This window comes from Blautia hansenii (assembly GCF_013304445.1).
GTDB lineage: Bacteria > Bacillota > Clostridia > Lachnospirales > Lachnospiraceae > Blautia.
The window spans coordinates 89,823-109,931 of the sequence record NZ_JAAITA010000003.1; the positions used below are offsets into that span (position 1 = coordinate 89,823).

A 20,109-nucleotide genomic window follows, 5' to 3' on the forward strand; every position below is an offset into this window, starting at 1 on the left:
AGTGGTACTTTGCATTAGAGGCAAAAGACAGGAGGAACTATCTTGTTTACATACGAAGAAGCAGTGGCTTATATTGAGAATATACCGAAATTTACAACGAAAAATAAATTAGAGCACACCAGGAAATGTCTGGACCTTCTGGGCAGTCCTGATAAAGATAGAAAAATTATTCATGTAGCGGGAACCAACGGAAAGGGAAGCGTCTGTGCTTTTCTGTCCTCCATGCTGGAACAGGGAGGATTTCGCTGCGGCCTTTTTACCTCCCCTCATCTGGTGAAAATCAATGAACGGTTTCAGATTAATGAAGTCATGATTTCAGACCAGAGATTTACAGAGGCATTTACGGAAGTAAAGAATCTGGCTGACCGTCTGGTAGAGGAGGGGGATTATCACCCCACCTATTTTGAATTTCTGTTTCTGATGGGAATGATTGTGTTTAAACAGGAGGATGTGGATTACATTGTTCTGGAAACCGGACTGGGCGGAAGGCTGGATGCCACCAATTCCGTGCTTTCTCCCATGGCCTGCGTGATTACATCCATCAGTCTGGACCATGTGGAATATCTGGGCGACACCATTGAGAAAATTGCAGGAGAGAAAGCGGGTATTATGAAAAAAGGAGTACCTGTCATTTTTGACGGCAACCGGAAAGAGGCGGCAGAGGTGATAAAAGCCAGAGCGGAAGAACTGGGCTGTCCCTGGTATGAGGTGAAGGAAAGCCGGCAGAAGCTGCTGAATTACACACCGGAGGGAATTCGCTTTTTGTCTGCTTCCGGGGTTTATGGCGAAACAGAGCTTTTCGTTCCATTTATTGCCAGATACCAGATGATGAATGCGGCACTGGCACTGGAAACCATGGGCGTGCTGAGAGAGGAGCATGGTCTGGAAAAAGAAACTCTGATAAAAGGCATTGGCGGCGCAAAATGGCAGGGGCGCATGGAGACCATTCTTCCGGGCGTCATTGTAGACGGCGCACATAACGAAGACGGTATCGCCAGATTTGTGGAAACCGTGTCTTATTTCCAGAAGGAGTATCCGATTACTCTGTTATTTTCTACTGTGGCGGACAAGGAATTTCCCGATATGATAAAGAGAGTCTGCAAAGGCCTGCAGTTTGCCAATGTGGTAACTACGGAAATCTGGGGCAGCAGAAAGCAGTCTGCAAAGGAACTGGCAGAACTGTTCCGCTTAAACGGCTGCAGTCAGGTGTTTGTAGAGCCAAATCCGGGGAAAGCCTTCGAACTGGCTTATGAAAAGAAGGGAGACGGCCTGTTGTTTGTGGTAGGTTCACTGTATCTGGCGGGGGAGATTAAGGATTATGTAAGGAGGAATATACATGATAAATTATGAGGAAGAACTGAAGAAATTCCAGCCCTGTCTTGATGTGGACGACGCAGAAGGGGCCATTTACCAACAGGATTTGACAGACGTCATAGATGTTCTGAAAGAAATGCTGAAAGAGAACGAAAGCACTTCGGATAAATAGGAGAAGATTATGAATTGTATTGTATGTCATGCACAACTGACGGCTTCGGACTATTGCCCAAAGTGCGGGTGCAATGTGAAGGCCTTGAAAAAGGTCTATGCCCTGTCCGGTCTGTATTATAATCAGGGGTTGGAAAAAGCCCAGATTCGGGATTTGTCAGGAGCCATTACCTGTCTGAAGCGAAGTCTGAAAATGAATAAGCTGAATATTCAGGCCAGAAATCTGCTGGGACTGGTTTATTTTGAAACAGGGGAAGTAGTGGCAGCTTTAAGCCAGTGGGTTATCAGCAAAAATATGATGCCTGAGGGAAATCCTGCTTCCGGGTATATTGATAAACTGCAGAAGAACGCCAACCGTCTGGATATGATTAACACCAGTATTAAAAAGTATAATCAGTGTCTGGAATACTGCAGAGATGACAATCCCGATATGGCGAAGATACAGCTGAAAAAAGTGCTTTCCAACAACCCCAAGCTGATTAAGGGGTACCACCTTTTGGCGTTGATTTACATGAAGGAAGGGGAGTACGAAAAGGCAAGAAAGCGATTAAAAGCTGCAGCCCGCATTGATAAAACCAATACCACCACCCTGCGGTTTTTAAGAGAAATCGAGGAACAGACCGGCCGTGCAACCAATCTGGATTCCAGATTTAAGATGAAGGAAAAGGAAGTGGAAAAGCAGGATGGAAGTGTGGTTTACCGTTCGGGAAATGATACCATTATCCAGCCTCCGGAGTACCGGGAAAAGTCGATTACCAATACTCTGGTAAATCTGGTTCTGGGACTCCTGGTAGGAGCCGCAGCCCTGTGGTTTCTGGTGGTGCCGGCCAAAACCCAGAAAATCAATCAGGAAGCCAACAAAAAGGTGGTGGAATACAGCGATAAAATGGCAACTTTGTCTGCGGAGTTAGACCGCATGCAGGAAGAGATGGACGCTTCTACAGATTCTGTCAGCACAGCGCAAAGCCAGATTGAGCAGGCAAATACAAAGGCTTCCGGCTACGAAAACCTTATAAAAGCATGGCAGGCTTACCGGGAGGGCAGCTACAGCACAGCAGCCAATGCCATAGAGGGTGTCAATGCAGAGTCGCTTTCCGTAGAGGCGAAAAGTATGTATGACAGTATGATGAGCGAAATCGGCAGTACCGTGAAGTCTAATTATGAAAATGAAGCGGCTTCTGCTATGGAATCCGGGGATTATGATACAGCAATTTCCAATCTGGAAAAGGCTTTGAACATCGGAGAACAGGATAGCGATACCATGTTTAACCTGGCTCAGGCTTATGACAAGAAAGGCGATACGGAAAATGCCAACAAATGGTATCAGAAAATCATAGACGAGTATCCGGGAACCGATACCGCCCAGGACGCTGCAGACTATATGCAGGCCAACGGCGGTCAGACGGCAGGAAACTCCGGGGATGATGACGCCCAGTCCGGGCAGAGCACAGGAGAACCTGTAACTCAGGACGGCGAAGAATAGAAAACAACAGAGAAACCTTGAAGAAAAGGGCGCATACGAAAGAGTATGCGTCCTTTTCTTCTTAACTACAAAGACAGACCTATTGGCACAGCAGGGAAAGTGATTGCAGAAAGGGGAAGAAAGAATGGAAGAAAACATGGTAAAACGGGGAAATCGGCTGATTGTCTATGTGCCCAGAGAACTGGATCATCATTTTGCAGAGCAGATAACAGAGACATTGGATCAGGAGCTGGAAAAGGGGATTGTCCGCCAGCTGGTCTTTGATTTCTCTGCCACAACCTTTATGGACAGTTCGGGAATCGGTATGATTATGGGAAGAAAGCGGCTTTTAAGCTGCTGCGGAGGCACAGTAAGCGCCATTCATGTCAACGATAGAATCTGGCGCATTATGCAGCTTTCCGGGATTTATAAACACATTGAAATCAGCCAGGAAGCGGTATGGAACCGCAAGATGCGATAGGAGGGGAGAAGAATGGAACATAAAAACAAAATGGTGCTGGAAGTGGAGAGCCGTTCCTGCAATGAAGGGCTGGCCAGAATAGCTGTGGCGGCCTTTGCCACTCAACTGAATCCTACTTTGGAGGAGGTGGCGGATATTAAAACCGCAGTGTCTGAGGCCATTACCAATTGTATTGTCCATGCATACGAGAAAGAAACAGAGCTTATCCGCATTGAGTGCTTCTGTCAGAATAAAGAACTGACAGTCATTATCCGGGATACGGGAAAAGGCATCGAGGATGTGAAAAGGGCCATGGAACCTCTTTTTACCACGAAGCCGGAACAGGACCGCTCCGGTATGGGGTTTGCCTTTATGGAGGCCTTTATGGACCGAGTATCGGTGGAATCCTGTCCGGGCAGGGGCACATCCGTAACCATGAAAAAAATCATCGGAAGGCAGAATTCGGTTTTTGAGTAGGAGGTTATATGGATGAGATTCTTGCCCTTATCGGGCGCGCGCACCAGGGAGATAAGAGAGCAAGAGAGATACTGACAGAAAACAATATGGGACTGGTTCACAGCATTGCCAGAAGGTTTCAGAACCGGGGCGTGGAGATGGAGGATTTGATACAGATTGGATGTATCGGTCTTTTAAAGGCCATTGACAAATTTGATACTTCCTATGATGTGCGGTTTTCCACATATGCCGTGCCTATGATAACCGGAGAAATCAAGCGGTTTTTAAGAGATGACGGCATGGTAAAAGTCAGCCGGTCTTTAAAGGAAACTGCGGCTAAAGCCTACACGGTCCGGGAAGAACTTTTCCTCAAGGAGGGGAAAGAGCCCCGGATGGAAGAAATTGCCCGGGAACTTGGAATCACCAGAGAGGAGCTGGTACTGGCCATGGACTCTCAGGGACAGGTGGAATCTCTGCAGAAAACCATTTACCAAAGCGAAGGAAATGAAATTTCGCTGGAGGACAAGCTGCCTTTGGAGGAAAACCAGCAGGAAATGGTGGTGAACCGTATGTTTTTAGAACAGGCTCTCGGAACTTTGGACCGCAAAGAGCGAGAATTGATTTACCTGCGCTTCTTTCAGGACAGAACCCAGAGCAGCATTGCGCAGCAGATGGGAATGTCTCAGGTACAGGTTTCCCGCATGGAGAAAAAAATTTTAAACAGACTGCGGGCAAATCTCTAGGCACAAAAAGGCATATTTTACGGAAAATCAGCCATACTAATCTCCAAAGCAAAAGCAAGGAGGCTGTCAGATGAGTGAAATTTTATATATACAGACAGAGAAAAATGTAGAAGTCTATCAGCCGGAGGTGTATCTGCAGGATGTGGCCAAGCTGGCCTGCGGGGATTCTAAAGTGTTAAACCGCAACAAAATCCGCAAAGTGTTTTCCATTCCCGATGAAAAGCCGGGGCGGTATGTGATTTCCGCGGCAGACCTGGTCTGCGCAGTGGCAAAAGCGGAACCAAACGTAGACGTGACTCATATTGGAGAAGCGGATTTTATTGTAACTTATGAGGGGGAAAATCAACCCAGAAAGTGGATAAGCTGGCTGAAAACAGTTCTGGTATGTGTATTGACCTTCTTTGGAGGCGCTTTTTCCATTATGACCTTTAATACAGATGTAAATATGTCTGGTTTGTTTTTTCAGCTTTACCGTCAGTTTACCGGGGAAATTTCCACGGGTCATACCATTTTGGAATTCTGCTATTCCGTGGGTATCGGTATTGGGGTAGTGTTCTTTTTCAACCACTTCGGACACAGAAAGCTGACCCAGGACCCAACCCCCATGGAGGTGCAGATGCGGGTATACGAAGATGATGTAAACCGTACCCTCATAGCGGTAAAAAACAGAGGAGGAAAACTGTGATGTGGCCCGGTGAAGCTGTGGCGGCAGCAGCGGCTTTCTGCGGCGGCGCTGTGGTAGCTACCGCGCTCGCCGCTTTTATTATTGAGCTGGGTATCATCCCCCGTTTTGCAGGAATCACCCATACAGCCAATCACATCCTTTTGTACGAAACCTGCCTTATGCTGGGCAGTTTTTTGGGAAATCTGGTATCCGTCTATGAGTTTTCGCTGCCTTTTGGTAAGATTTTTCTGGGAATTATGGCGCTGTGCTTTGGCATTTTTTTGGGAAGCTGGATTATTGCGCTGGGCGAAGTGGTCAATGTCTTTGCCATTATGTCCCGCCGCCTGGGTCTGAAAAAAGGAACGGCGCTCATTATCCTGTCCATAGCCCTGGGAAAGATTTTGGGAAGTCTTCTGCAGTTTTTTCTCTGGAAATAACCAGGGAAAACAAACTGGAATAAAAATCGAAAACCCGCACACACTAACTCAGAGTGGGAAAGCGTTCGTTTTCTAAGGACACAGTTCCTCTCTCAAAATACAAAAAGGAGGTATCCTCTCATGCCAACACCACAAAGTGAAGAGCAAAAGAGAAAAGCCAAGGAATACGAAGCATACGTAAAGAAAAAAACACCTACCCACAGCCTGCTTCTGAATATGGCAGGAGCCTTTATCATGGGTGGACTGATTTGTGTGGCAGGACAGGTGATTTTAAATATCTGCAAAAACATGGGGATGAACCAGGAAATAAGCGGTGCATGGACTTCGCTGCTTTTGGTACTGGCCAGTGTCCTGCTTACCGGATTCGGCATATATCCCAAGCTGGCAAAATGGGGTGGAGCCGGAACTTTAGTGCCTATTACCGGATTTGCAAATTCCGTAGCAGCTCCGGCTATTGAATACCAGAAGGAAGGACAGGTTTTTGGCATCGGCTGTAAAATTTTTACCATAGCCGGCCCGGTGATTCTCTATGGGATTTTAACCTCATTCTTTCTGGGACTGATTTATTACTTTCTGCATATGTGGGGGATTGTGTAATGGAACAGATGATAGGGAAACAAAGCGTACAGTTTGAACGGGCCGTGCATATTTTAAGCGCAGCCTCTATTGTAGGAAAAAAAGAGGGGGACGGTCCTCTGGGGAAGTGTTTTGACCGGATAGGAGAAGCGGACGGACTTTTTGGCCGCAAATCCTGGGAGGAGGCAGAAAGCTTTCTTCAAAAAGAAGCGGTTTCCATGGCGATTGAAAAGGCGGGGATTGAGAAGTGGCAGCTGCGGATGATTTTTGCTGGAGATTTACTGGCGCAGACCATTGCCTCCTCTTTCGGTATTATGGGATTTCATACTCCGGTATACGGTCTGTATGGAGCATGCTCAACTATGGGAGAGGGACTTTCTCTGGCGTCCATGGCTGTGGCAGGAGGATATGGAGAATATGTGGCAGCAGTCACGTCCAGTCATTTTGCCAGTGCAGAGAAGGAATTCCGTTTTCCCCTGGGATACGGAAGCCAAAGACCTCTTTCTGCTACCTGGACGGTGACGGGAAGTGGGGCCTGCATTTTGGGAACAAAGGGCGGAAAGGCAAGGATTACGGGAATCACCACAGGAAAAATTGTGGACTTTGGTCTGAAGGATTCCATGAATATGGGAGCCTGTATGGCGCCTGCAGTCTGTGATTCCATTTATCAGAATCTCATGGATTTTAACCGGCTTCCAGAAGATTACGACCGGATTATCACCGGGGATTTGGGACAGGTGGGGCAGAGAATTCTGTTTGACTTGCTGAAAGAAAAAGGATTTGATATTGAGAAACAGCATATGGACTGCGGCATAGAAATTTTCGACGCGGATACCCAGGATACCCATGCCGGGGGCAGCGGTTGCGGCTGTGCAGCCGTTACTCTGGCCGGCTATATTCTGCCCAAGGTGGAAAAGGGGGAATGGAAGCGGGTGCTTTTTGTTCCTACGGGAGCGTTGCTCTCCAAGGTCAGCTACAACGAGGGAAAAAGCGTGCCGGGCATTGCCCAGGCTGTTGTGATAGAACATTGTTGAGGAGAAGAGAAGATGGATTATGTAAATGCATTCTGGGTAGGCGGGCTGATTTGCGCTCTGGTACAGATTCTTCTGGAAAAGACAAAGCTGCTGCCGGGAAGAATTATGGTGCTTCTGGTATGTGCCGGAGCAGTGCTTGGGAGTGTGGGATTGTACGACAAGCTGATTTCTTTTGCAGGAGCCGGAGCCAGTGTTCCTTTGCTGGGTTTTGGCAATACTTTATTTAAAGGGGTGAAGAAGGCTGTGCTGGAACACGGTTTTCTGGGACTTTTCATGGGAGGATTTACCGCCAGTGCAGTGGGAATTTCTGCAGCTTTGATTTTCGGATACGTCGCAAGCATTCTCTTCCGTCCGAAGATGAAGAATTAAGGTAAAGACGGGAAGCGTAAAAAGTAAAACTGTATGAAAAGAAAATGAAAATACGGAGAAAAAAGTAAGTTAGCTAACTAGTTTTCTGAAATGGATAAAAAGATATGGTGGAAATGTATATTAAAACAAAAAAAAGAGGAAAAAACTAAACAAAGTTGACAGAAACACTTTCGTGTGCTACAATAACAGCAATTTAGGAGTATCTGCGACGCAGCAGGTGCGAATGGATTAATCTAAGAGCGTTGGAGTGTCTTGGTTTTTCGTATTGATTGGATGCGAAGGGAAAACCAGGCACTTTTTTCGTTTCAGAAAGGAGGATTACATTGGGAGAGTTTGTTTTAAAGACCCGGATTTTCATGGGGAAAGACGGGCTGGACGAAATTCTGCAGGGTGTCAGCCGGGCGTTTATTGTAACGGACAGGTTTATGCATGAAAGCGGGAAAGTCAGTTATCTGACAGAACCGCTGGAAGCAAGGAAGATTGCATATCAGATATTTTCTGAAGTAAAGCCTGACCCGGACATTGCTACGGTTACCAAAGGCATTGGAAAAATGCTGGAATTTCAGCCACAGGTTTTATTTGCACTGGGAGGCGGTTCGCCCATTGACGCGGCGAAAGCCATGAACTGGCTGTCCGTACAGGGCGGTCTGGACAAGAAGAGAATCTTCGTTGCCATTCCTACCACAAGCGGCACCGGTTCTGAGGTCAGCCGGTTCTCGGTTATCAGCGACCCGGAGCAGTCAGCGAAATATCCGCTGGTATCCGATGAACTGCTTCCTGACGCAGCGATTCTGGACGCTGAACTGGTACGTTCTGTTCCGCCGGCCGTTACGGCAGACACAGGAATTGACGTACTGACACACGCCGTGGAAGCCTTTGTATCCACAGGGGCCAATGATTTTACCGACGCTGCGGCTGAGAAAGCGATGAAGCTGGTCAGAAGCAATTTGATGAAGGTCTACAAAAATCCTGACGATTTGCAGGCAAGACAGGAGATGCACCACGCATCCTGCCTGGCGGGACTTGCATTCAGCAACGCGGGACTGGGACTGAATCATGGAATGGCCCATACCCTGGGCGCGCATTTCCATATTCCCCATGGACGGGCAAACGGTATTTTACTTCCCTATGTGATGGCATTTAACGCAGGCTGCCACGAGCAGCTGACGCCAGTGGCGGCGCGTTATGCCAGAATTGCCAGAGTGCTGAGGCTGGACGGACCGAGTATCCGCCAGAGTGCTTTCAGCGTTGTTCGTACCACAAAGCAGTATATGAAACAACTGCATATTCCTGACAGTATTGAAGCAGCGGGGGTTTCCAGGGAGGACTTTGACGCAGTGCTGGATGAGATGGTGGAAGCCGCTTATCAGGACGCCTGCACAAAGACGAATCCAAGAGCATGCTCAAAGGAAGATATTCGGGGCGTATTTTTAAGAGCCTATACGGGACGGCTGATTTAAGGGGAGGCAGACAGTCATGTATGAAGAAAAAAAAGAGAGAATTATACAGGAATTTGTTCCGGGCAAGCAGGTGACGCTGGCCCATGTGATTCCCCACCCTGTAGAAGCGCTGTATGGGAAAATGGGACTGATTGATGCAGAAGGCGCCATTGGGATTTTTACCATTACCCCCAGTGAAGCCGCCATCATCGCAGCAGATGTGGCAAGCAAGGCCGCAGACGTAAAAATCGGTTTTGTAGACCGTTTTAACGGATCCCTGATTATTACCGGAGACGTAGCAGGAGTGGAAGCCGCACTGCACGATGTCATGAGTGTGCTCTGTGATGCCATGGGATTTGCGCCTGCACCGATTACAAGGTCCTGACAGCAGGAAAAGGCAGGAGAGAAAGATGGATAGGAAACAAAAAAGGGTGATTCTCATCGGACGGTCCATGGCCGGGAAGACAACCCTGTGCCAGTACATAAACAATGAGGATTTGAAATACCATAAAACCCAGACCATTCAGGTGGTCAATGGAACTATGATTGATACACCCGGCGAATATCTGGAACGAACTTATTTAAGAGGCGCTCTTACCGTTACGGCCACAGATGCGGATTTGATTATTCTGGTTCAGCAGGCGGATGAGGAAGGCACCATGTTTCCTCCCGGATATTCCAGCACCTTTGCGAAACCCTGTATCGGAGTTGTGACAAAAAGTGACCTGGCAGGGGAAAAGCAGATAGAAGATGCAAAGAAATATTTGAGAAATGCAGGAGCAGGAAAGATTTTTGTTACCAGCAGCTATGCAGGAACCGGATTTGAAGAATTACTGGAGTTTTTATCCCCGGACAGCGGGGAATAAAGGGTACAAGGAAGGACAGGAGACATGCGAGTAATCATTGCAGACGATGAGCCGATTATCAGAATGGATTTAAAGGAAATTCTGGAAAAGGAAGGATATACAGTGGCAGGCGAGGCAGCAGACGGCTTTGATGTGGTGGAAATGTGCAGAAAGGAACAGCCGGATTTGGTTATCATGGACGTGAAGATGCCTCTTTTAGACGGGCTGACCGCCTCTAAGATTATTGCAGAGGAGAAACTGGCAGAAGCCGTAGTGCTTCTCACGGCCTACTGTGACCGGGAATTTGTCCAGGAAGCAAAGGAGGCCAATGTCAGCGCTTATTTTGTAAAGCCGGTAGATGAGAGAACTTTTTTGCCGGGGCTTGAGATTGCGGTAGAGAGGAACAGAACCATGAAGCGGCTGGAAAAGGAGTGTCAGAGCGTAACCAGGCGGCTGGAAAGCCGAACCCTGGTGGAGCAGGCAAAAGGAGTCATTATGAGTAAAAATGGACTTTCTGAACAGCAGGCTTATGACTACATACGCAACATCAGCCGGGAAAAGAATATTTCCATGAAAAAAGTTGCAGAGATTATTTTGATACGCAGAGGAAAATAGGATGCAGAAGTTGATACAGCAGCTTTGCAGGGAATACACAGACCTTTCAGAGGAGGAGATTCAGGTAATTGAAATGATGGCCCAAACCCTTCAGCCTCTGGCTAATCTGGAGGCAGCAGATATTTTTGTGGACTGCCCCTGCAAGGATAAGGACGCCATTGTGGTGGCAGAAGCAAAGCCGGAGGAAGTTCCCTCTGCTTACCGCAGCAGCGTGGTGGGCATGCTTGCAAAAGAGGAAAACGAACCGGCTGTGGCCCGGACTTTTCGTCTGGGAGTTGCCACAAAGTACATGAAAGCAAGGACACAGGAAAATAACTACACCATTCAGTCCGTGGAACCCATCAAGTACAATTCCCGGGTTATCGGGGTACTCATCAGAGAAAAACGCATTGCAGAGGATGAGGAGAACCAGGAGGAAGGAAAGAGTTATGAAGCCATTGAGACACCGCTGAACCATATGATTAACGAGAATGAATGGCTCACAGAGAGCATAGATGAAGCGCTTCTGCTGGTGGACTACAAGGGACGGGTGTCTTTTCGCAACCTGTACGCAAGGGAACTTTTTCAGAATCTGGGTTATGTCAGCGACATCCTGGGGCAGAAGTACAAAAATATCTGCCTGACAGAGTGGAGCGGCACCAAAGACAGCATGGAACGACTGAAGGAGGTTCACTGCGGAAACTATTATCTGCGGGTAAGGCAGATTCCCCTGATGAAAAAGGAGATTCCGTTTGCGGTGATTATCCGGGATATTACCTGGAATCGTGAGCAGGAGAAGAATCTGGTGCTGAAATCCGTTGCAGTGAAGGAACTGCACCACCGGGTAAAGAACAATCTTCAGACCATAGCTTCCCTTTTAAGGCTTCAGGCCAGAAGAGAAGAGCATGAGGAAACCCGGCGGGTGTTAAACGAAAGTATCAGTCGGATTTTATCCATTTCAGCCACACATCAGCTTCTTTCCCAGAGTGGAGAAGCCTGTGTCAGTCTTATGGAAGTCCTGGAAAATGTCAGGCGCAATGCGGTACAGCCTTTTTTGAAGTCAGATTTAAAACTGAATCTGGAAATTACGGGAGAAGACATGACAGTGGATTCTGAGATAGCGACTTCCGTGGCGCTGTCTGTCAACGAACTGCTTCAGAATTGCATGAAATATGCTTTTCGCGACAGGAAACAAGGGAATGTATCTGTTCGTATAGAAAAGGGAAAAGTGTACTCCAGACTTACCGTAACAGATGACGGCGTCGGTTTCGAGCCCGAAAACGTGCGGACAGGCAGTCTGGGACTGAACATTGTCCGTACCATGGTGCAGGACAAGCTGCACGGAAGCCTGAAAATCCGCTCTGACGAAAAGGGAACCGAGGTAAGCTTTGATTTTATCAACGAGACAGCAGACTTTATCAGTATTTCCAAGTGAATGCAAAAGGGAGGGATAGTCTTTGCAGGAAACAATACTAAGTGTGGGAATTGACATTGGGACTTCTACCACCCAGTTGATATTCAGCAGGCTGACCATAGAAAACCTGGCAAGCAATTATACAGTACCCAGAATCAGCATTGTAAACAAAGAGGTCTTTTACCGAAGCGGTATTTATTTTACTCCGCTGAAATCCCAGACGGAGATTGATGCGGCAAAGGTAAAGGAGATTATCCGGAAAGAGTATGAAAAGGCAGGCAGAAAGCCGGAGGATTTGCAGACCGGTGCTGTGATTATCACAGGAGAAACGGCCAGAAAGCAGAATGCCAACCGTGTACTGGAAACCCTCAGCGATATGGCGGGAGATTTTGTAGTGGCAACAGCAGGCCCGGATTTGGAATCCGTACTTTCTGCCAAAGGCGCGGGGAGCGACCGGCTTTCTGAAGAGAAGCGGGAGGTTGTAGCCAACATTGACATTGGCGGCGGTACCAGCAACATTGCGTTTTTTTATAAAGGCATACCAAAGGGCACGGCTTGTCTGGATATTGGCGGACGGCTTATCAAGGTGGAAAACGGAAAGATTTCTTATATTTTCCCCAGTATTCAGAAGCTGGCAGAAAGCCATGGTATTCAGATTCAGGTGGGCGACCGTGCCTGTGAAAAAACGCTGTACCGGGTTTGCGAATACATGGCCCAGCAGCTTGCCATGGCTCTGTACATAGAAGAACCCGACGGATTTCATGCAGGGCTATACACCAATAACGGAAAGCCTCTGCCCCGCCAGCCGGTGATTCAGGCCGTAACCTTTTCCGGCGGTGTGGCAGATTGTATGCTTCATGAAGAAGAGGAGGTGTTCCGTTATGGAGACGTGGGAATCCTCCTGGCAAGGGCAGTGAAAAACTGCAGTGCCTTTGAGAAAATCAAAATTTATCCTGCTGCGGAAACCATACGGGCCACGGTAGTAGGGGCGGGAACCCATACCACGGACGTCAGCGGCAGTACCATCCGTTATGCCAGAGAAAAACTGCCGATAAAAAACATTCCGGTGCTGAAGATTTCCGAGGAGGACGAAGAAAATCCGGTGCTCTTTGCAGAAGCAGTGAAGAAGGGATTGGCTTTGTATGAATCAGAAGGAGAACCGGAACAGCTGGCCATTGCTTTTTCGGGAAAGTATCATACCAGTTTCCGGCAGATTCAGGAACTGGCAGCCCTGGTGATGGAAGGGGCCGAGCGGGTGATAAAAGGACCGTATCCTCTGATTCTGGTCATTGAAAACGACATTGCCAAGGTTCTGGGGAACGCACTCAACGTCCTGATGGAGAGAAAAAAAGATGTGATTTGTATTGACGGAATCCATGCACAAAGCGGTGACTATATTGACATCGGCGAGCCTGTCGCAGACGGACATGTGGTGCCGGTGGTGACAAAGACGCTGATTTTTAATTCCTGAAGCTGGAAAGGGCAGAAGCCAAAGCAGCAGGGAACCATAGAAAAGTAGAGGTGAAATGAGTTGATTCTTAAAACTAAATTATTTGGAAAGGTATATGAATTTAAATCTCTTCGGGAAGTTATGGCAAAAGCCAATGAAGAGAAATCCGGTGACAAGCTGGCAGGTATTGCAGCAGAATCAGCAGAAGAGCGTGTAGCAGCAAAGGTAGTGCTTTCCCACATTACCCTGGAGGATTTGCGGAACAATCCTGCCGTGCCTTATGAAGAGGATGAAGTGACCAGAATCATTCAGGACGGTGTAAACGAGGCGATTTACAGAGAACATAAAAATAAAACCGTGGCAGAGTTCAGAGAATGGCTTCTGGATACAGAAACCACAGGCGATATGATTAAGCGTGCTTCCAGAGGTCTTACCAGTGAAATGGTAGCAGCTGTCTGCAAACTGATGAGCAACCTGGATTTGATTTATGCGGCAAAGAAAATCCGGATTTCCGCACACTGCAACACCACCATCGGACTTCCGGGAACCTTCTCTTCCCGTCTGCAGCCAAACCATACCACAGATGACCCGAAAGGTATTATGGCCTCTGTCATGGAAGGTTTAAGCCTTGGCTGCGGGGATGCGGTTATCGGTCTGAATCCCGTAGACGATTCTGTGGAAAGTGTAGCGAGAATTTTAAAGAGTTTTGATGAATTTAAAAATAAATGGGAAGTTCCTACCCAGATTTGCGTACTGGCCCATGTGACCACCCAGATGGAGGCTATTCGTAAAATGCATGCGCCCATTGATTTGATGTTCCAGTCTATCGCAGGTTCTCAGAAGGGAAATGAAGCCTTTGGTCTGACCGCAGCTATGCTGGACGAGGCCCATGATCTGATGATGAGAGAAGCCACCAGCACAGGCCCCAACGTTATGTATTTCGAGACAGGACAGGGTTCGGAACTTTCTTCCGAAGCTCATAACGGCTGGGACCAGGTAACCATGGAAGCAAGATGCTATGGATTTGCAAAGAAATACAATCCGTTCCTGGTGAATACGGTGGTTGGCTTCATCGGACCGGAATATCTCTACGACTCCAAACAGGTTACCCGCGCAGGTCTGGAAGACCATTTTATGGGTAAACTGACCGGTATTCCTATGGGCTGCGACGCATGCTATACCAACCATATGAAGACGGACCAGAACGATATTGAAAACCTGGCAACGCTTCTGGTGGCGGCAGGCTGCAACTACATTATGGGGGTTCCGGAAGGCGATGACTGTATGCTGATGTACCAGTGTACCGGTTATCACGAAGCGGCCAGTTTAAGAGAAGTATTCGGACTTCGCCCAATCCGCGAATTCGATATGTGGCTGGAAAAGATGGGATTCTCCAAAGACGGCAAACTGACACCGCTGGCAGGAGATGCATCAGTATTTTTGAAATAGGAGGTAGCATATCTTGGTAAACGAAAACGATTTAAGAACAATCATTGCACAGGTTCTGCAGGAAATGAATCTGGATTCCAATAAAGAAGAAAAAGAAACCGCGGTTACAGGCTGTGCGTCCTGCTGTAAAGAGCCGAAAATCGAAGAGGGCTGCATTCCTGATGTGACAGAAGTGGATATCCGCAAACAGTATCTGGTAGAGAACCCGGTAAATAAAGAAGCTTATTACGATTTGAAACAGTATGCGCCCTGCCGTCTGGGAATCGGCAAGGCGGGGGCAAGATATAAAACAGACCCGGTACTGCAGTTCCGGGCCGCACATTCCGCAGCACAGGACGCCGTATTCTCTGATGTGGACCAGGGTTTTATTGACAGCATGGGACTGTTTTCCGTAAAGACACAGTGTGAGAACAAAGATGTATATCTGACTCGTCCGGATTTGGGAAGAAAACTGAGCGATGAAGCAGTAAAAACCGTGAAAGAAAAATGCAAAATGCACCCAACGGTACAGATTTTCGTATCGGACGGATTGAGCTCTGCAGCCGTTGCAGCCAATGTAGGCGATGTGCTTCCTGCCATTGAACAGGGCTTGAAGAGTTACGGAATCGACACAGGAGTTCCTTTCTTTGTAAAATACGGCCGTGTAGGCGCTATGGACCAGGTTTCTGAAATTACAGGCGCTGACGTGACCTGTGTATTAATCGGAGAACGTCCCGGTCTGATTACCGCAGAATCCATGTCTGCATACATTGCATACAAAGCGACTGTGGGAATGCCGGAGGCCAGAAGAACCGTTGTTTCCAACATTCACAAAGCAGGTACCATACCGGCTGAGGCTGGCGCCCATATTGCAGATATCATTAAAAAGATTCTGGATAACAAAGCCAGCGGAACGGATTTGAAACTGTAAGACTTTATGGCAAGTGAAAATAAATTCAGAGAGTAAGAGGAGGAAAATCCATGAAACGAGACCCAGTAAGAGCTACAGTCCTTGCATCCAAAATTATCCCCAATGTGAGCCCGGATATGGCGAAAGAACTGAATCTGGAGCCGGGAATGAAATCTCTGGCCCTGATTACGGCGGACAGTGATGATGTTACCTATACAGCTCTTGATGAAGCAACGAAAAAAGCAGATGTAAAAGTGGTTTATGCAAAGAGTTTCTATGCAGGCGCTGCAAATGCAAATACCAAACTGGCAGGAGAGATCATCGGAATTCTGGCAGGTCCCAACCCTGCAGAAGTCAGGAGCGGACTGGAAGCCTGCGTGGACATGATTGAAAATCAGGCATATTTCATTTCCGCAAACGAAGATGATTCCATTATTTACTATGCACAGTGCATTTCCAGAACCGGTTCTTACCTTTCCGAAGGCGCAGGCATTCAGGAAGGAGAGGCCCTGGCTTATCTTATCGCCCCGCCTCTGGAAGCGATGTACGGCGTAGATGCCGCTTTAAAAGCAGCAGATGTAAAAATGTGCGTACTGTACGCACCGCCATCAGAAACGAACTTCGGCGGCGCACTGCTTACAGGAAGCCAGTCTGCGTGCAAGGCTGCCTGTGACGCTTTTGCAGCGGCGGTAGAATTTGTGGCTGAGAATCCTAAAGAATAAACAGGGAGAAAGCCGCAGAAAAGAACAGGCGGCATCCCTGGCGGAGGTAAAGCATGAATGCACTGGGAATGATTGAGACATACGGCTACCTTACGGCAGTAGAGGCTTTGGACAGTGCATTAAAGGCTGCCAATGTATTTTTGGTAGATGTGGTTCGGGTAAGAGGCGGTCTGGTGACTGTGCTTATCGAAGGAGACGTAGGTGCAGTGAAAGCTGCGGCAGATGCCGCAGCGGCTGCAGCCGAAAGAGTGGGAGAAGTGGTAAGCGTGCATGTGATTCCGCGGCCTGATAAGGACGTAAAGAGCATGCTCACTGCACACCCTGAACACCGGAAGAAAGCTGATATGGTACCGGAAGAATCCCCGGCAGAAGTATCAGCAGAAGAGCCGGAGAACACACCCGCCGAAGAACAGAAAGAGCAGCCCGTACAGAAGTCCGAAGAGAGCAGGACAGAAAATCCGGTTGAGGCAGAGCTGGTTTATACCAGAGAGGAAATGGGGAAGATGACCGTAGCCAAACTGAGAACTCTGGCACGGAAACTGAAACTCACCGGTCTGACCCCGCAGGAAATCCGCTTTGCCAAGAAGCAGGAACTGATTGAGGCTATCCTGAAAATTACCGGAGAAAAGAGGTAGATTATGCAGTTATATGACAAAGACCTTTTGTCAGTACAGGAAGTACGCGAACTGGTAGAAAAAGCCAAGTCTGCACAGCAGGAACTGGCAGCAAAAAGCCAGGCAGAGGTGGACAGAATCGTGAAATCTGTGGCACAGGCAGGCGTAAGAAATGCACAGCGTCTTGCAAAACTGGCACATGAAGAAACCGGATTCGGCGTAGAGGCTGACAAAGTAATCAAAAACGTATTCGCCAGCGACGGCGTATACCAGCACATCAAAGATATGAAAACCATAGGGGAACTGAGCCGGGACGAAGAACATAAAATTCGTACCATCGCAGTTCCGGTAGGGGTGATTGCAGGACTGATTCCTTCTACAAACCCTACCTCCACCGCATTGTATAAATCAGAGATTGCCATTAAAGCGGGAAATGCCATTGTATTTTCTCCCCACCCCAACGCAAGAAACAGTATTCTGGAAACCGTAAAGGTTATCCGTCAGGCCATTGCAGAGGCAGGTGGAAATGAAAATCTGGTATCCTGTATTACCATTCCGACCATACAGGCGACAGACAATCTTATGCGCCACCCGGACGTCTCTATGATACTGGCTACGGGCGGTTCGGCTATGGTAAGAGCCGCATATTCATCGGGAACTCCCGCTATCGGCGTGGGACCGGGAAACGGCCCGGCCTATATTGAGAAGACAGCAGATGTGAAACTGGCTGTGAAACGGATTCTGGATTCCAAAACGTTTGATAACGGCACTATCTGTGCTTCCGAGCAGTCCGTGGTATGCGAGGAAGGGATGCGCAGGGAAGTACAGGCCGAGATGGAACGACAGGGCGCTTATTTCCTGATGCCGGACCAGATGAAAAAGCTGGGAAGCTTTATTTTAAGAGCCAACGGAACCATGAATCCCATGATAGTGGGAAAATCTGCACAGGTCATTGCAGATTTGGCAGGAATTGAAATACCAAAAGATACCAGAGTGCTGGTGGCAGAGGAAACCGGCATCGGAAGAGGACACCCGTATTCCAACGAAAAACTGGCGCCGATTCTGGCTTTTTACACAGCGCCGTCCTATGTGGAAATCTGTGAACTCTGTACGGAAATCCTTCACTACGAAGGCGCAGGACATACCTTCTCCATGCACACGAAAGATGAGAGCATGGTAACTTATTTCGCACAGAGAATTCCCGCTTCCAGAATTATTGTCAATACCCCCAGCGCGCTTGGCGGTATCGGAGGAACCACAGGGCTGCAGCCGTCTCTGACCCTTGGCTGCGGCGCTGTAGGAGGAAGTGCAACTTCTGAAAATGTGGGACCGAAGCATTTGATGAACCTGCGCTATGTGGCAGAGGGGCTTTCCGAACTGGAAGACATCCGAAACAAGCTTCCGGACTGTTCCGAAGGTATCTGCAAACCGCAGAAATACGATGATATTGATATTGACGCAGTGGTAAGCGAAATTATCAGGCGTCTTCAGAATTCTTAAACATGAGAAAAGCAAAAGGAGGATATGAATATGGCAGCACAACAGGCACTTGGAATGATTGAAACAAAGGGATTGGTAGCGTCCATAGAAGCAGCCGATGCCATGGTAAAGGCAGCAAACGTGACTCTGATTGGAAAAGAGCACGTAGGAGGAGGTCTTGTAACCGTTATGGTAAGAGGTGACGTAGGCGCAGTAAAAGCAGCTACAGACGCAGGAGCAGCCGCAGCGGAGCGCGTAGGTGAGCTGGTTTCCATCCATGTAATCCCAAGACCACATGAAGAAGTAGAGGCAATTCTGCCATCTGTAAACAGATAATCAGAAACAGAACAAAAGGAGGATACGAATATGGCAGCACAACAGGCACTTGGAATGATTGAAACAAAAGGACTGGTAGCGTCCATAGAAGCAGCAGACGCCATGGTAAAGGCAGCAAATGTGACTTTGATTGGAAAAGAACATGTAGGCGGAGGCCTTGTAACCGTTATGGTAAGAGGTGACGTAGGCGCGGTAAAAGCGGCAACAGACGCAGGTGCGGCTGCAGCGGAACGCGTAGGCGAACTGATTTCCATTCATGTAATCCCAAGGCCCCACGAAGAAGTGGAATCCATTCTGCCCTCTCTTGCAAAATAAAAGCGGCCAGCACAGGCTGCTGGCTTTGTAAACAGCAGCGAGAGGAGGTGGATTACCTGATATGAAAGTGATAACAGAGGCTATATTACGCAGTGAACTTCGGGCATCTACCCCGGAAACTTATACTGTGCCGGAGGGAAAAATCCTCTCTCCGGCTGCAAGAGAATACTTACAGCAGTGTAAAATCCGCATTGAGGACGGGAAAGGGATCAAAACCGCAAAGAAAAGTCAGCAGACAGAAGAGCGGGAAGAAAAACCAGAGATGCAGGCCACAAAAGTTCTGCCTATGCCGGAGGTACAGGTGGAAAAGGAGGCAAAGCCGAAATTTGTGGATTATGAAACCGGCGCTTATTATTATGAGAAACCCGAGCATATGACCCATCTGTATGGCAACACACTGGTACCAAAAGACCATAAGCGGATTTTCTTCCGCGGCAAACTGGACAGTCTGGAAACACTTTTTGTCCTGAATCAGACCATTCTTCAGGAAATGGGAGAATCCCAGAAACTGCTTGATGATTTGCAGGACATTCTGGTGAGCCTGAGAGAAATGATGCGGTGTGATGTCATGGACGAACCTTTCCGCAGGGAATGCATCATTGGACTGAGCCATGCGGAACTGAGGGAACATTCTCATAACCCTATGAAGTTTTACAATGTAAAGCAGATGGTGCTTCCGGATTATACACTGGGCAAGGCTTATGCACTTCTGAATCAGCTAAGGGCAGCCGTCCGTGAAGCAGAAGTGGCAGCAGCAACCGCTTTTCATGAGGGAAGAAGCTACAATAGAGAAGATATTATTCAAGAATTGAACCGAATGTCCAGTGCCATGCACATCATCATGTGCAAGTATCTGGCAGAGGGCTATAAGGAGTAA

General features: G+C 48.0%; 24 protein-coding genes and 1 pseudogene. All 25 read left to right on the forward strand.

Going from position 1 to position 20,109, the window contains the following annotated elements; genetic code table 11:
- The first annotated feature begins 42 nt into the window (after positions 1–42).
- The 25 genes and pseudogenes from G5A70_RS03770 to G5A70_RS03890 all read left to right on the forward strand — a co-directional run bounded on the left by G5A70_RS03770 (position 43) and on the right by G5A70_RS03890 (position 20,109).
- Positions 43–1,350, forward strand: a complete 1,308-nt coding sequence (locus G5A70_RS03770; protein WP_173748186.1) for a bifunctional folylpolyglutamate synthase/dihydrofolate synthase — start codon at positions 43–45, stop codon at positions 1,348–1,350.
- Positions 1,337–1,486: a hypothetical protein gene (locus G5A70_RS03775; RefSeq protein WP_173748188.1), complete on the forward strand. Its 150-nt coding sequence runs from the start codon at positions 1,337–1,339 to the stop codon at positions 1,484–1,486. The genes G5A70_RS03770 and G5A70_RS03775 overlap by 14 nt, the downstream gene beginning before the upstream one ends.
- A gap of 9 nt (positions 1,487–1,495) precedes the next feature.
- Positions 1,496–2,968 carry a tetratricopeptide repeat protein gene (locus G5A70_RS03780; protein ID WP_173748197.1) on the forward strand — a complete coding sequence of 491 codons (1,473 nt, stop codon included), beginning with the start codon at positions 1,496–1,498 and terminating at the stop codon, positions 2,966–2,968.
- A gap of 124 nt (positions 2,969–3,092) precedes the next feature.
- A complete protein-coding gene (locus G5A70_RS03785; protein ID WP_173748204.1) occupies positions 3,093–3,428 on the forward strand; it encodes an STAS domain-containing protein in 336 nt (111 codons plus the stop codon).
- 12 nt (positions 3,429–3,440) lie between these two features.
- A complete protein-coding gene (gene spoIIAB / locus G5A70_RS03790) occupies positions 3,441–3,884 on the forward strand; it encodes an anti-sigma F factor (protein WP_173748206.1) in 444 nt (147 codons plus the stop codon).
- An 8-nt stretch (positions 3,885–3,892) separates the two neighbouring features.
- A complete protein-coding gene (locus G5A70_RS03795; RefSeq protein WP_173748208.1) occupies positions 3,893–4,606 on the forward strand; it encodes a SigF/SigG family RNA polymerase sporulation sigma factor in 714 nt (237 codons plus the stop codon).
- Between the two features lie 70 nt (positions 4,607–4,676).
- Positions 4,677–5,291 carry a stage V sporulation protein AA gene (locus G5A70_RS03800; RefSeq protein WP_173748210.1) on the forward strand — a complete coding sequence of 205 codons (615 nt, stop codon included), beginning with the start codon at positions 4,677–4,679 and terminating at the stop codon, positions 5,289–5,291.
- Complete coding sequence (locus G5A70_RS03805; RefSeq protein ID WP_173748212.1) at positions 5,291–5,707, forward strand: stage V sporulation protein AB; 417 nt, start codon at positions 5,291–5,293, stop codon at positions 5,705–5,707. The genes G5A70_RS03800 and G5A70_RS03805 overlap by 1 nt, the downstream gene beginning before the upstream one ends.
- A 120-nt stretch (positions 5,708–5,827) precedes the next feature.
- Positions 5,828–6,304 carry a SpoVA/SpoVAEb family sporulation membrane protein gene (locus G5A70_RS03810; RefSeq protein ID WP_173748214.1) on the forward strand — a complete coding sequence of 159 codons (477 nt, stop codon included), beginning with the start codon at positions 5,828–5,830 and terminating at the stop codon, positions 6,302–6,304.
- Positions 6,304–7,317 carry a stage V sporulation protein AD gene (locus G5A70_RS03815; RefSeq protein WP_173748216.1) on the forward strand — a complete coding sequence of 338 codons (1,014 nt, stop codon included), beginning with the start codon at positions 6,304–6,306 and terminating at the stop codon, positions 7,315–7,317. The genes G5A70_RS03810 and G5A70_RS03815 overlap by 1 nt, the downstream gene beginning before the upstream one ends.
- 12 nt (positions 7,318–7,329) lie before the next feature.
- Complete coding sequence (locus G5A70_RS03820; RefSeq protein ID WP_173748218.1) at positions 7,330–7,686, forward strand: SpoVA/SpoVAEb family sporulation membrane protein; 357 nt, start codon at positions 7,330–7,332, stop codon at positions 7,684–7,686.
- Between the two features lie 323 nt (positions 7,687–8,009).
- Entirely contained in the window at positions 8,010–9,146 is a 1,137-nt protein-coding gene (locus tag G5A70_RS03825) for a 1-propanol dehydrogenase PduQ (RefSeq protein ID WP_226853499.1), read from the forward strand.
- Between the two features lie 16 nt (positions 9,147–9,162).
- On the forward strand, positions 9,163–9,510 hold the full coding sequence (gene eutS / locus G5A70_RS03830) for an ethanolamine utilization microcompartment protein EutS (protein ID WP_173748220.1): 348 nt from the start codon (positions 9,163–9,165) through the stop codon (positions 9,508–9,510).
- A 25-nt stretch (positions 9,511–9,535) separates the two neighbouring features.
- Positions 9,536–9,991: a EutP/PduV family microcompartment system protein gene (locus G5A70_RS03835; protein WP_173748222.1), complete on the forward strand. Its 456-nt coding sequence runs from the start codon at positions 9,536–9,538 to the stop codon at positions 9,989–9,991.
- A gap of 24 nt (positions 9,992–10,015) precedes the next feature.
- On the forward strand, positions 10,016–10,585 hold the full coding sequence (locus G5A70_RS03840) for an ANTAR domain-containing response regulator (RefSeq protein ID WP_173748224.1): 570 nt from the start codon (positions 10,016–10,018) through the stop codon (positions 10,583–10,585).
- Position 10,586: 1 nt separating this feature from the next.
- Positions 10,587–11,999, forward strand: coding sequence for a sensor histidine kinase (locus G5A70_RS03845; RefSeq protein ID WP_173748226.1), 1,413 nt, complete (start codon positions 10,587–10,589; stop codon positions 11,997–11,999).
- A gap of 22 nt (positions 12,000–12,021) precedes the next feature.
- The gene (eutA, locus tag G5A70_RS03850; RefSeq protein WP_173748228.1) at positions 12,022–13,449 is read left to right on the forward strand and encodes an ethanolamine ammonia-lyase reactivating factor EutA; all 1,428 of its coding nucleotides are present in this window, start codon (positions 12,022–12,024) and stop codon (positions 13,447–13,449) included.
- 60 nt (positions 13,450–13,509) lie between these two features.
- The gene (locus G5A70_RS03855; RefSeq protein WP_173748230.1) at positions 13,510–14,877 is read left to right on the forward strand and encodes an ethanolamine ammonia-lyase subunit EutB; all 1,368 of its coding nucleotides are present in this window, start codon (positions 13,510–13,512) and stop codon (positions 14,875–14,877) included.
- 13 nt (positions 14,878–14,890) lie between these two features.
- A complete protein-coding gene (gene eutC / locus G5A70_RS03860; RefSeq protein ID WP_330489604.1) occupies positions 14,891–15,787 on the forward strand; it encodes an ethanolamine ammonia-lyase subunit EutC in 897 nt (298 codons plus the stop codon).
- A gap of 50 nt (positions 15,788–15,837) precedes the next feature.
- Complete coding sequence (eutL, locus tag G5A70_RS03865) at positions 15,838–16,488, forward strand: ethanolamine utilization microcompartment protein EutL (RefSeq protein ID WP_173748233.1); 651 nt, start codon at positions 15,838–15,840, stop codon at positions 16,486–16,488.
- Positions 16,489–16,541: 53 nt separating this feature from the next.
- A pseudogene (locus G5A70_RS16090) lies at positions 16,542–16,799 on the forward strand (BMC domain-containing protein); the annotation flags it as partial.
- Between the two features lie 327 nt (positions 16,800–17,126).
- On the forward strand, positions 17,127–18,602 hold the full coding sequence (locus G5A70_RS03875) for an acetaldehyde dehydrogenase (acetylating) (RefSeq protein ID WP_173748237.1): 1,476 nt from the start codon (positions 17,127–17,129) through the stop codon (positions 18,600–18,602).
- Between the two features lie 30 nt (positions 18,603–18,632).
- On the forward strand, positions 18,633–18,917 hold the full coding sequence (gene eutM / locus G5A70_RS03880) for an ethanolamine utilization microcompartment protein EutM (RefSeq protein WP_173748239.1): 285 nt from the start codon (positions 18,633–18,635) through the stop codon (positions 18,915–18,917).
- 30 nt (positions 18,918–18,947) lie between these two features.
- Positions 18,948–19,232, forward strand: coding sequence for an ethanolamine utilization microcompartment protein EutM (gene eutM / locus G5A70_RS03885; RefSeq protein WP_173748241.1), 285 nt, complete (start codon positions 18,948–18,950; stop codon positions 19,230–19,232).
- Positions 19,233–19,293: 61 nt separating this feature from the next.
- The gene (locus tag G5A70_RS03890; protein ID WP_173748243.1) at positions 19,294–20,109 is read left to right on the forward strand and encodes an ATP-binding protein; all 816 of its coding nucleotides are present in this window, start codon (positions 19,294–19,296) and stop codon (positions 20,107–20,109) included.

Bases quoted from the DNA above. Each gene is read 5' to 3' on its own strand.
- G5A70_RS03775 (WP_173748188.1), top strand. From the start codon at position 1,337: ATGATAAATTATGAGGAAGAACTGAAGAAATTCCAGCCCTGTCTTGAT.
- G5A70_RS03780 (WP_173748197.1), top strand. From the start codon at position 1,496: ATGAATTGTATTGTATGTCATGCACAACTGACGGCTTCGGACTATTGC.
- G5A70_RS03785 (WP_173748204.1), top strand. From the start codon at position 3,093: ATGGAAGAAAACATGGTAAAACGGGGAAATCGGCTGATTGTCTATGTG.
- spoIIAB (WP_173748206.1), top strand. From the start codon at position 3,441: ATGGAACATAAAAACAAAATGGTGCTGGAAGTGGAGAGCCGTTCCTGC.
- G5A70_RS03795 (WP_173748208.1), top strand. From the start codon at position 3,893: ATGGATGAGATTCTTGCCCTTATCGGGCGCGCGCACCAGGGAGATAAG.
- G5A70_RS03800 (WP_173748210.1), top strand. From the start codon at position 4,677: ATGAGTGAAATTTTATATATACAGACAGAGAAAAATGTAGAAGTCTAT.
- G5A70_RS03805 (WP_173748212.1), top strand. From the start codon at position 5,291: ATGTGGCCCGGTGAAGCTGTGGCGGCAGCAGCGGCTTTCTGCGGCGGC.
- G5A70_RS03810 (WP_173748214.1), top strand. From the start codon at position 5,828: ATGCCAACACCACAAAGTGAAGAGCAAAAGAGAAAAGCCAAGGAATAC.
- G5A70_RS03815 (WP_173748216.1), top strand. From the start codon at position 6,304: ATGGAACAGATGATAGGGAAACAAAGCGTACAGTTTGAACGGGCCGTG.
- G5A70_RS03820 (WP_173748218.1), top strand. From the start codon at position 7,330: ATGGATTATGTAAATGCATTCTGGGTAGGCGGGCTGATTTGCGCTCTG.
- eutS (WP_173748220.1), top strand. From the start codon at position 9,163: ATGTATGAAGAAAAAAAAGAGAGAATTATACAGGAATTTGTTCCGGGC.
- G5A70_RS03835 (WP_173748222.1), top strand. From the start codon at position 9,536: ATGGATAGGAAACAAAAAAGGGTGATTCTCATCGGACGGTCCATGGCC.
- G5A70_RS03840 (WP_173748224.1), top strand. From the start codon at position 10,016: ATGCGAGTAATCATTGCAGACGATGAGCCGATTATCAGAATGGATTTA.
- G5A70_RS03845 (WP_173748226.1), top strand. From the start codon at position 10,587: ATGCAGAAGTTGATACAGCAGCTTTGCAGGGAATACACAGACCTTTCA.
- eutL (WP_173748233.1), top strand. From the start codon at position 15,838: ATGAAACGAGACCCAGTAAGAGCTACAGTCCTTGCATCCAAAATTATC.
- G5A70_RS03875 (WP_173748237.1), top strand. From the start codon at position 17,127: ATGCAGTTATATGACAAAGACCTTTTGTCAGTACAGGAAGTACGCGAA.
- eutM (WP_173748239.1), top strand. From the start codon at position 18,633: ATGGCAGCACAACAGGCACTTGGAATGATTGAAACAAAGGGATTGGTA.
- eutM (WP_173748241.1), top strand. From the start codon at position 18,948: ATGGCAGCACAACAGGCACTTGGAATGATTGAAACAAAAGGACTGGTA.
- G5A70_RS03890 (WP_173748243.1), top strand. From the start codon at position 19,294: ATGAAAGTGATAACAGAGGCTATATTACGCAGTGAACTTCGGGCATCT.